The organism is Bacillus sp. LQ16 (assembly GCF_057784645.1).
The window spans coordinates 2420775-2433286 of sequence record NZ_CM173491.1; the positions used below are offsets into that span (position 1 = coordinate 2420775).

Genomic DNA, 12512 nt, shown 5'->3' on the forward strand with positions numbered 1-12512 from the left:
AGGTTTGGGTTATAATAGCTCAAGCCTGCCCCTATTCTTTGTATGGATTTTACTATTGAATTACTCATACTACTATTTTTAGTAGCTGTATTAGCAGGATGGATAGATACAATTGCTGGGGGCGGTGGTATGATAACTATCCCGATAATGTTATTAGTAGGTATGTCTCCTTCTGTAGCGATAGCAACTAATAAACTACAAGGGAGTAGCGGAACCCTCATGGCAACAATGATTTTTATTAAGAAGAAAGAAATTAATCTCAAAGATATGCGTTTGTCCATCTTAATGACCTTTTTGGGATCCGTTTTCGGTGGATGGCTTGTTTTACAGATACGGGCAGAATATCTAATTATGATATTACCTTTTTTACTTATTATTATTGGTCTTTATTTTCTATTATCTCCAAATATAGCAAACGAAGATCGACCGAGAAAAATAAGTATGTTGTTGTTTGCGTTAACAGTGGCTCCGTTACTTGGATTTTATGATGGTTTCTTCGGCCCTGGAACAGGTAGCTTGATTGCTTTAGCGTTCATTCTCTTATGTGGATATAGTGCTACACGGGCAACTGCAAATGCTAAGATTTTGAATTTTACAAGTAATTTCGCTGCTTTGTTGTATTTTATTATTTTTGGCCAAATCGATTGGACAATTGGATTGATTATGATGCTTGGTCAAATTATAGGATCATATATTGGGGCGAAGATGGTGCTTACAAAAGGGACGGCATTAATACGACCAATAGTGGTTATTGTTTGCTTTGTCATGGCAATTAAAATTTTTTTACAAAATATAAACTGAATGTAATCAATATATTATTTGGATCAAAGTTAGAGTGTTTTCATGTTCTTATTGCAGTATTACGCTGTTTAAGATGTGTTCAAAATTACACAATTTGACTAGTGTAATGTATTGCGTTATGCTTTTTTTAGTATAAAAGAAAGGCTTGAAGATAATGATTCGTCGTTTGAGAAAGCTAAAAAATGTAGCTGTCGTAGTAAGCTTCTAAGTAAATAGCAAAATATATAATACTTAGAAGCGAGGAATAAAGTTATGAAGTATCCATTATTTAATCATTGGTCAGAAACAAAGTATATAAAAGATATAGTAACAAATCCACTCATTGAAGTGGGAGAGTACTCCTATTATTCAGGCTATTATAGTCATCAAAATTTTGAAGATGGCTGTGTAAGGTATTTGTGGGGGGATGCTAAGTCTCAAGCACTTTTTAATCCAATTGAACAGATGGGATGGCATCTTGATAAACTCATTATTGGGAATTATGTTTGCATTGCAAGTGGAGTAGTCATTTTAATGGGTGGTAACCATAATCATCACTCAGAATGGATTACAGTATATCCATTCGCTGAGCAAATTGAACAATCATATGAACCTAAGGGTGATACAGTCATAAAAAGTGATGCTTGGATTGGAATGAATGCTATAATAATGCCTGGCGTTACTATTGGTGAAGGGGCAATTGTTGCTGCAGGATCTGTCGTAAGTAAAGATGTTCCGCCGTATACAATAGTTGGTGGAAATCCTGCTAAGGAAATAAAGAAACGATTCACTGATACAGAAATAAACATGTTAATGGAAATGCGTTGGTTTGATTGGGATAGGAAATTGATTGAGAAGGCAATTCCGCTGTTATCTAGTCCATCCATCGAACCATTATTTGCTTTTTATAAAAATGAAGTGAAAAATAAATAAATCTGTTAGAAAAACTACATCCAGTATAGGGTGTAGTTTTTTTATTACAAAAAACTAATAGTTTAGACTAAAGAAAATTCATCTCTAATATAAGTCTAGCAAATAGCTGAATTGAGTAATTAAAATCCTTGATAGCTAATAAAGCATTAACGGGCAGTAAGACCACAACTGATTAAAGTTTCACTTTATTTTTTGTAAATGTGGAACAAATGTATTATTTAGATTGTCTATTAATTGTAATCCTAAAAAATATGAAAGTACGAATCATTTTGAAAAATATAAGGGGATTAAAAATAGTGATATGTGTGGGAATACAAAGTATTAGGGTACCTAAAAGTGTCGGATGAGATGGTCTATATGAAAGCGATTCTAATGTCTTATATGTATATACAATTTGAGAACACTGTCTATTTTTTGAGATTATGTTAGAATAACGCTTTTTTTGAGTATAAAAATATTGGAGGTAACAGAAGTGAAAGGTATGTTTTGCAAGAGATTTATTGCAATAGTAACAGTGCTTACACTATTTTGTAGCATGTTCGTTACATTTGGAAGAGCAGCAGCGGAAACAGTTTCTGCTATAGAGGTTGAAGCAGGATCAGCAATTTTAATAGAAGCAAATTCCGGGAAAATTTTATATGAAAAAAATGCAGATGAATCATTGGCAATTGCTAGTATGACAAAAATGATGAGCGAATACTTAGTTCATGAAGCGGTGGATAAAGGAAAACTTAAATGGGATCAAAAAGTTAAAATCTCTGAATATGCACATAAGATTTCGCAAGATCGCTCATTATCAAACGTTCCATTAGAAAATGGTGGCTCTTATACGGTAAAAGAGTTATATGAGGCAATGGCAATTTACTCTGCAAACGGTGCAACAATTGCTTTAGTTGAAGAGATTGCTGGTAAAGAAGTCAACTTTGTAAAAATGATGAACGATAAGTCGAAAGAATTTGGAATGAAAGATTATAAATTTGTAAACTCTACAGGCTTAACAAATCACGATTTAAAAGGATATCATCCAGAAGGGACAACTCTAGACGAGAAAAATAAAATGTCTGCAAGGGATTGTGCAATTTTAGCACAACGTCTTATTCAAGATTTCCCCCAAATATTAAATACAGCAAAAATTCCTAAAAAAACATTCCAAGAGGGTGGTAAATATCCAATTGATATGGCGAACTTTAACTGGATGTTAAAAGGTTTAATTAAGCAATATGAAGGTGTAGATGGTTTGAAAACAGGAACGACTCCAGAAGCGGGAGATTGTTTCACTGGTACAGTAGAAAGAAATGGTATGCGCCTAATTTCTGTAGTGATAAAAGCAAAATCTCATACGGCACGTTTTGATGAAACAAAGAAATTATACGATTATGGATTTGCGAATTTTGAAGTGAAGAATGTCTACAGAAAAGATTCAGTAGTAAAAGGGCATGAAACAGTGCGAGTAGCAAATGCAAAAGACAAAGATGTAGTAGTTCAAACGAAGCAAGCTGTTTCACTTCCAATGCCGAAGGGCAATAAAGACATTTATAAAAAAGAATTTAAAGTATTGAATAAAAAACAAGAAGTGCCTATTAAAAAAGGTGTAACAATTAGTAAAATGATTATCTCGCCTAAAGATACTACAGATCCTGGGTTCTTATCAGGTAAATCATTACAAATAGACCTTGTAACAAAATCTGATGTGGAACAAGCAAATTGGTTTACACGTTTTATACGTAAAACAGGATCTTTTTTTAGTGGTATGTGGGATAGTGCGATTGATATAGTAAAAAGCTAATTTTATAGGATACAACTAAATGTTTCACTTTATAAAAATTTAATAAAATCTTTTCTTTGTATTAAATATTTTGTTTTACATTATGTATATAAAGAAATGGAGGTCAAATTAACTTTATACTGCTTATATTAGGAATTTAAAGAAAGAATATGTACAATTCTCCCACTACATTCTTATATTGGCCTTTATGAACAGCAAAATTTACAATTTACAAGGAGAACATTTTATGAGTAAGAGAATAAAAGAATTAGATTCCATACGAGGGTTAGCGGCACTTACTGTGGTATTTGGACATTTTTGCTTAATGCTACCATCGTTGCCTAATTCTATTAAATTTTCCCCGCTTAGGTTTTTATGGGCGGGTGGGGAAGCTGTTATCGTTTTTTATGTACTAAGTGGTTTTGTGTTATCTATGGCACTTTATCATTCAAAAACAAATTATTGGGGATATTTAATTAAGAGATTTGTAAGAATCTATATTCCTTATTATTTTTGGATAATCGTTACCTTTGTTTTATTTATTTTATTTTCGTCGTATGAAGTGGTAGGATTACGGGATTGGTTCTATGATAGGTGGCAAGGGTCTATAACAAAATTAGATATTCTAAACCACTTTGTGCTTCTTAATAACTTTTTTACGGAAAATTATAATCCAGTTATTTGGTCATTGGCTCAAGAAATGCGTATATCTATTGTGTTTCCTTTGTTATTCCTTCTTTTTTATAAACTGAATTGGAAGAAAACGATACTATTTGCATTGAGCTTTTCTTTAATTAGTGTTGTTCTTAATATGTTGCATATTGGGAAAGCTGAAGGATTTTATAATGGTTATGCTGATACACTGCATTTTACATCTATGTTTATGGTTGGAATGTTACTTTTTAAGTATCAGGAAAAACTTATCTACTCATATAGGAACATGAAAAAATTTAAAAAAGGATTTCTTATTGCATTAGGGATTATTCTATATTTATATTCCATTTTAATTTATGGTTTTTCCCGTAATGATACAACTTTCTTATTAAAAGATTGGGGTGTCGTAATGGGGGTTAGTATATTTATTATAATGGCTATGAGTAACCTAAAAGTAAAAGCATTTTTAAATAAGAGTGTATTTGTATATTTAGGAGAAATTTCATACAGTATCTATTTGTGTCATTTTCCAATCATGATGGTATTATTTAAACTTTTGTATACAAAGATACCTATCTTTTTCCTTCTTACTTTGTGCATTGCAATGACACTACTTTTTTCTATAGTTTCATATCATTTAATCGAAAAGAAATGTATCAACTGGGCAAAACAAAGAACAATAAATTTTTTGAAAAAAGTATAATTTCTAGATAGATTTTATCTCTTTAGTAAATATATGAATATGACCGATTCTTAAGTATACTTAGGAATCGGTCAATTTTGGATTCTAAATATAAATATAGTAAAGTGGAATATAATTGAAATCGAAAACCACTTAGAAATAACAATTACGGTGTGAGCTATTGTATAGTATAGATATGGTTAATAATAAAGGGGGAATACATATGTGGAAGCGATTTGTAGCAATTGGCGATAGTTTTACAGAGGGGATAGGGGATGAAGTTGAGGGAATTGCATTAAAAAGCTGGGTAGATCATTTTGTTCAACTGTGTGAAAACGATATAGAATATGCCAATTTTGCAAAGCGTGGGTTAGTAACTAAAGAAATTCGCTCGCAGCAATTGGAAAAAGCGCTAACTTTTAATCCAGATTTGGTTAGTCTCATTGCAGGGGCAAACGATGTTTTAAAAGGACGTTGGAATCACGATGCATATAAGAACGATATGGAATTTATGATAAATACATTAAGTAAAGCAGGGGCTGATATTATTATAGCAAACCTTCCAGATTTTACAGTTAGGCTTCCTTTTGCTTCTAAAAAAAAACAAGTAATAAAAGAACAATTATTAGAGGCAAATGAAGTTATACATTCACTGAGCAGAGAGTATAAGCTTCATCATGTTGATTTTTGGAATCATCATTTAGTTAATGATAATACGCTTTGGTCTAAGGATTTAATTCATCCAAACTCAAAAGGATATGTAAAAGTTGCTGAATTAATTTTTAGTAGTTTGCCTGTACAGAAGGCAAAATAATAGTTTGCAATTTAACGAATATGATATTAAGTGTATGAAGTTATGTTTTTTAGTAAATGGAAAGAACTAAACATTTAGCAAACAAAGCGTTTCTACGATATATTTCTACAGTAGTGCACAAATACAGAATCACAAAGAAAGATCACTTATGGAAATAGGTGGTCTTTAAATGTTTTTATAACTAAATTAGTATATACTGTATTACTAACAGTTTCGTACTACATAAAAATTAAGTTCTCTTATAGAAAAACTGATTTTATATTATCTTAAAATATAATAAAACGTTCAAATCATATTTTGGGTATGTATCTTAATTGTGAATGATGTGTAATTTTTTTGAAGTATAAATATCCAATAAATAGAATAGGTAGTAGGTGCAGAAGTATTAATACTATATTATTCAATTCTTGTTATGAGTACATTAGTGATTGGTAATATTATATTTTTGTTATCAACTTTAGTTATTGGAATTAATTTGCATAGAAAATATGTAGGATTAGAAAAAATATACTTTATTGTATATTTTTTTTGTTTAGTTGGATTTACGGTCTCTTTAAACTATTATGTTAATAAAATTAAAAAACTTAATTCTTAATACCCTTATGGTTAAAGCTAACTATAAAATGAAAATATAACTAAATAATAGTTTGTTATGATTTGTGGATTTGGTTTTTTATCCGAATTTTCTGATTCAAATATTTCAACTTTATGAATATAGTAGGTGAAATATTTGTGTGATAGTATTTGAGATAGAAAAAAGCCAACTTTAAAAAGGATGTGAATTGAATGTGTAAACGACTGTAAAGGGTTATATTAAGGCAACGTTTAGCTGTTATTAGTGTAAGGTAAAGATATATTTTGTAACAGTTGATATAAAAATGAAGGAATAGGTACGCTTTCGTTTGTCTGACTATTTTAAATATACGAAAAATAATACCGGTTTGAGTTTTGACGAAGTTAAATTCTAGGTGAGATGTCAATAATGATTAATTAGGTTTAATAAAGAGGTACCTTATACGCAAAAGCGTTTATATTAGTAACCTAAGGAGCTTGCTTTTATGAAAACTACTGATTCAAAAGGCCTATTAGGAAATGGGGTTTATTTACAAGTTTTCTCTGCCTATTCATTGCTTATGCTTGGTGTTTTTATTGATATGTTAGCGATTATGACTATAGTTGGGTTTGAATGGGAAGTAGATCCTACTATGATTGGATTGATTCCTGTTGCATATGCACTTCCTGGAATTATTTTTGGCTCATGGGCAGGTGTTATTGCGGATCGTTTTAGAAAAATTCCAATTATGATGTTCTGTAATCTAATGGTTGGTCTAATAACAATTGCTCTTTTATTTGTACAAGATATCCACTGGCTCTTAGTGGCATTAATGATTCGTTCCATTTTTATTGTTTTCTATTATCCTGCACAGCAAACACTAACAAGACAGATTGTATCCCCGGACTTGCTTACTAAAGCAGTAAGTATCAACGGAATAGTAGAGCAGGGTACAAAGATAGTAGGCCCACTTATAGGGGGCATGTTGCTGAGCTGGTTTCAACCAGAGTTCTGCCTCATTATAAGAGCTATAAGTTGTTTATTAGCTACCTTAGTTCTGATACCCACAATAAAATTTAAAGAAACTATATCGAAAGAATTTGTTGAAAAGCAAAAACAAAGTACTTGGACTGCTTGGGTACAAGGGTGGGGTTATGTGTTATCTAATCGGATAATATTATCAACCATGATTTTCGTTACAATAGCCATGGCAGTATTACAATTAGTAGACTCACAATTCCCAACTTTATTTAAGAGCTTATTCCCACATGATAAAAGTAAAATGGGATATATCATTTCTATTATTGGTCTTGGTGGAATACTTGGTGCATTACTAACTCAGAAATTAAAACAATTTCAATATGGCTGGGTAGTATGTGGAGGTATGGTTTTAATGGGAATTGGTTTTGGGGGGATTGGTTTGATAACGCCCGGTACGGTCTTCGTTTTAGCTTATTTAATTAGTTTTATCGCTGGTATCGGAAGTGGGCTGATGCTTGTATCTAATCAAGTCATTTTACAAATAGAATCCGATCAAGATCAAGTAGGAAGAGTATTTGGTATACAAAGCAGTTTAACAAACGCAGTTCTAATTATTTCTCCTGCTATGAGTGGTCCATTAGTGCATTTGTTTGGAGTAACTCAACTCTATGTTTATGGAGGGATTGGGCTTGTTATTATTGGAGTAATTGGAGTTTCACTGCAGAAATATTTATGGGCTAAACATAAACACGAACCTATAAGAGCAAATAATTTTTGAAGGGAAGATTTTTATGACCAATGAGGAATGCTATCCATTAAGCCATCCGCAGCGAAGAATATGGTATACAGAAGTCGTTCATTCTGATAAAGGAATATGTAATTTAAGATTTTTATTTAAACTTCATCGAAAAATGAATTATTCAAAATTAAACCAAGTTGTGAATCGCGTTATCAGTGAAAATGACGGTCTGTGCATTAGGTTAAAAGAAAATGGGCATCAGGAACCGAAACAATATTTTACTAAACATGAAGAACAAGAATTTGAGTTTTTTGATTTCAGTAATGTGGAGAATACAAATTTGCTTGAGGAATGGATTGAGCAGAAAACAAAAGAAACGTTTACATTATTTAATTCAAATTTATACTATTTCGCTTTAATAAAATTAAACGATAATGAATGTGCAGTCTTTGGAAATGTTCATCATATTATTATGGATGGTTTATCAATTCAAATATTTACTGAGCAGATTGCAAAATATTATTATGACATGCATAACGAGAATGAGGAAGGCGAAATTAAAAATTCATATGTTCAATTTCTGACCAACGAACAAACATACTTGAATAGTAGTCGCTTTCAAAAAGATCAAAAATTTTGGTTAGAGGAATTTAAAACACTGCCATCTGTGACTGGATTGAAGCCTTATAATACGTACCAAGTTAGTACAAAAGCATCACGTGAGACGTTTATATTAACGGAACATTTGAAGAGAAAGATAGAAAAATTTTCTGAATATTACAAAAATAGTTTATATACTCTTTTTGTTGCTGCTTTTTCGTTGTCCATGTATCGGTGGACCTCATCGCTTGATATTGGTTTAGGAATGGCTTACGGCAACCGTATGAGTAAAATGGAACGAAAATTGATTGGAATGATGGTGAGTACAGTTCCTTTAAGAATGGATATTGATCCAGAAGAAGAAGTACTTTCATTTATTAGTAGAGTGTCCAGAAAACAAAGTAAATCATTAAGACACCAGAAATATCCATTTGATTTGTTATTAAAGCAGATTAATAAAGAGAATAACAGTAATGTGAGACTTTTCGGAACTACGATTGATTATAGGGATCGTGATGAAAGTGGTGACTCACTATGGATTCCAAACCGTGAAGAAGTACAAGATTTTGCAGTTCATATTGAAAATCTAATTGATATAGACTCTTTACATGTACATATTGATTATCGTGAGGAGCTATTTTCTAAGGAAGAGATAGAACGATTCTTTAACGTTATGCTAGTGATACTGGAAAATATTTTTGAAAACCCAAAGCAGAAGGTGGCTGAAATAGAAATCATTTCTGAGGAAGATAAAAGAAAAAGTTTAGTTGAGTTCAACAATCCTAAACTGGATGTCCCGCCTCAAGTAACTATTCATGAAATGTTCGAACGGCAAGCGATGATTTATCCAAATGCTATTGCAGTTACGTATGAAAAAGAAAAAATTACTTATAAGGAGCTTAATGAACGTGCAAACCAGTTAGCTCATTATCTGCAGAAAAAGGGAGTAGGACCTGATACTTTAGTTGGACTGTGCGTTAAACGTTCCCTCGAAATGATTGTAGGTATTTTAGGAATTTTGAAGGCTGGTGGGGCTTATGTTCCACTTGATCCAACATATCCAGAGCAGCGACTTCAATATATTTTAGAAGATGCTAGCATTCAGTTATTCGTAACGCAAGAAAGTTTAAAAGAATTGAACTGGTTACCAGAAAATGTTGAGTCGATTTGCCTGGATCGTGATCAAGATGAGATTGGGAAAGAAAGTAAGACTTTGCCGGTTTCTAGTGTCGGTCCCCAAAATCTGGCATATGTGATCTATACTTCGGGATCAACGGGAAATCCAAAAGGCGTTATGATAGAGCATCACAATGTTATACGGTTATTTAAATCGACGGATTGTTTGTATCAGTTTAATGAAAAAGATACTTGGACGCTTTTTCATTCGTATGCATTTGATTTCTCAGTATGGGAAATTTGGGGAGCGTTATTATATGGTGGGAAATTAGTTGTTGTTCCGTACTGGATTAGTCGATCACCTAAGGATTTTTATCAATTATTGGTGGAGGAAGAAGTCACAGTTCTAAATCAGACACCTTCCGCATTCCGCCAATTAATACGAGTGTGTGAACAAGAAGATAAGAATAAAAATTTGCAGCTGCGTTACGTGATATTTGGCGGAGAAGCGTTAGAACCTATTGGCTTGTTACCGTGGTTTCAAAGGTATGGGGAGAAAAAACCACAGTTAATTAATATGTATGGAATTACCGAAACTACAGTTCATGTTACATATTATCCAATTACTCTAGATGATGTGCAGCATGCTTCAAGAAGTAATATTGGAAAACGGATTCCCGATTTAGAAGTGTATATACTAGACGCTTATCAACAACCTGTTCCTATAGGTGTTGATGGTGAACTTTATATTGGTGGAGCAGGATTGGCACGTGGATATTTAAATAGACCTGAATTAACAGCAGAGCGTTTTATATCTCATCCATTTAGTAGTAATCCGAAAGCAAGATTATACCGGACAGGAGACTTAGCTAGGTATTTGCCAGATGGGAATCTAGATTATCGTGGAAGAATTGATCATCAGGTTAAAATACGTGGTTTCAGAATTGAGATTGGGGAAATTGAGTCTACTTTAAATACATATGCATCTGTAACAGAGGCAGTTGTAATTGTAAGAGAAGATCAGCCGGGCGATAAAAGATTAGTAGCATATGTTGTAGGAGATGGAAATGTAGATGCGTGGAGAGAGTATCTTAAAGCGAAACTACCAAGTTATATGGTTCCTTCGGGATTTGTGGCGATGGAAGCTATTCCACTTACAGCTAACGGTAAAGTTGATCGTGAGGCCTTACCTATGCCAGAGGAAAAGCAGATTAATAGTGAATGTGTTGGCCCTCGGAATAGTAACGAACAGATACTGACTACCATTTGGAAGCGAGTATTAGGTGTTAAAAAGGTGGGAATCTATGATAATTTCTTTGAAATTGGTGGCGACTCGATTCTCAGTATTCAAATCATATCTCAAGCAAGTCAAGTGGGGTTAAAACTTACTCCAAAGCAAATGTTTGAATGCCCAACTATCGCTGAGCTGGCACAAGTGGCTATAGAAACGCAGGGAGTACAAGCGGAGCAGGGAATTGTGATAGGTGATGTGCCTCTTACTCCAATTCAGTGCTGGTTCTTCGAGCAAGAACATCCACATATAGAGCATTGGAATCAATCAATGCTTTTAAGAGTAAAAGAAAGATTGAATGTGAAATTACTAGAGGGAGCGATATTAAATTTACTGAAACATCATGATGCTTTACGTTTCCGGTACGAACAGTTACCAAACGGAACGTGGAGGCAGAGAAATGAAGGGACTGATGAGCTGTCAGTACTCCATGTTGTAAAACGTAATCAAGTTAATGAAAAAGAGTGGAATAAAATAATACAAGAAGAGATGAACATTAATCAAGCTAGTTTCAATTTAGTTACTGGTCCGTTAATGAGAGTAGTGTACTTTGAAGATAACTTGACTGGAAATGATCGAATATTCTGGGTGATTCATCATTTAGTAGTAGATGGAGTGTCATGGAGGATTCTATTGGAAGATTTACAGGTGGTATATAACCAGATGAAACAAGGTCAAGAAGTTCGCTTACCTGCGAAAAGTACATCTTTTAAAGAGTGGTCTGAACGACTCCAGACATACAGTGATTCGGGTATTTCAAAAGAAGTACAAAATTATTGGAATGAACAAGTAGAAAAAGAAACGATGAAAATTCCAATGGACTATCCAATACAAGAAACAACAGAAGAATCGATTGATCAAGTGACGAGGACTCTAGGAATAGAAGAAACACAAACATTGTTACACGAAGTTCTAGTCACTCATAAGACAAGGATTGATGAGGTACTATTAACGGCATTAGGACAAGCTATCGTTGATTGTATAAATCAGCAAACTGTTTCTATTCATCTAGAAGGACACGGAAGAGAAGAGATGATTGAAGGTATTGATTTATCAAGGACAGTGGGCTGGTTCACGAGTATTTATCCCGTTCATCTCAATTTTCAAGGAACTCAGACACCTATTGAAGGGTTAAAGGCTGTCAAAGAACAATTACGTCGAATTCCAAATCGCGGAGTTGACTATGGTATTTTACGTTACTTGAATAAAGAAATACTTCCGTTTTATCAGCAAAAGCCTTCAATAAGCTTTAACTATTTGGGCCAATTTGATCAGGTGTTTTCAAAGGAATCTTTGTTTGTGCAAGAGGCAGGGTTTACATTTTTAGATCATGCTCCAGATTCCAAACCATCTCATCTAATTGAAGTTATCGGAATGGTGAAAGATGAAAAGTTACATTTTATTTGGATGTATAGTAGGGAACAGTTTTCTAAATTAAAAATTCAAGTGATAGCAGATGGTATGTTAAGGCATCTCCGTCAACTTATAAATAAACCAACAACAGAGTCTGCTTTTACGGTATCAGATTTTGCTGATGCAGAGGATCTTACGGAAGAAAGCTTAAGCAAAGTATTACTTAAATTAACAAAGAAGAGGGTGTAAAA

Annotated in this window: 7 protein-coding genes; all 7 read left to right on the forward strand. The window is 33.1% G+C overall.

Features of this window, described 5'->3' with window-relative positions:
• The first annotated feature begins 42 nt into the window (after positions 1 to 42).
• Positions 43 to 801 (forward strand): TSUP family transporter, encoded by a 759-nt coding sequence (locus tag AC3EMB_RS12200; RefSeq protein WP_029442323.1) that lies wholly within the window; start codon positions 43 to 45, stop codon positions 799 to 801.
• Positions 802 to 1053: 252 nt separating this feature from the next.
• The gene (locus tag AC3EMB_RS12205; RefSeq protein ID WP_000876934.1) at positions 1054 to 1713 is read left to right on the forward strand and encodes a CatB-related O-acetyltransferase; all 660 of its coding nucleotides are present in this window, start codon (positions 1054 to 1056) and stop codon (positions 1711 to 1713) included.
• Between the two features lie 472 nt (positions 1714 to 2185).
• Positions 2186 to 3499: a D-alanyl-D-alanine carboxypeptidase family protein gene (locus AC3EMB_RS12210; RefSeq protein WP_071729962.1), complete on the forward strand. Its 1314-nt coding sequence runs from the start codon at positions 2186 to 2188 to the stop codon at positions 3497 to 3499.
• 187 nt (positions 3500 to 3686) lie between these two features.
• On the forward strand, positions 3687 to 4835 hold the full coding sequence (locus AC3EMB_RS12215) for an acyltransferase family protein (RefSeq protein ID WP_088024106.1): 1149 nt from the start codon (positions 3687 to 3689) through the stop codon (positions 4833 to 4835).
• A gap of 202 nt (positions 4836 to 5037) precedes the next feature.
• Positions 5038 to 5628, forward strand: coding sequence for an SGNH/GDSL hydrolase family protein (locus AC3EMB_RS12220; protein ID WP_423099017.1), 591 nt, complete (start codon positions 5038 to 5040; stop codon positions 5626 to 5628).
• 1058 nt (positions 5629 to 6686) lie between these two features.
• Positions 6687 to 7940, forward strand: coding sequence for an MFS transporter (locus AC3EMB_RS12225; protein WP_423099018.1), 1254 nt, complete (start codon positions 6687 to 6689; stop codon positions 7938 to 7940).
• A gap of 13 nt (positions 7941 to 7953) precedes the next feature.
• On the forward strand, positions 7954 to 12510 hold the full coding sequence (locus AC3EMB_RS12230) for an amino acid adenylation domain-containing protein (RefSeq protein WP_423099019.1): 4557 nt from the start codon (positions 7954 to 7956) through the stop codon (positions 12508 to 12510).
• Positions 12511 to 12512 lie beyond the last annotated feature (2 nt).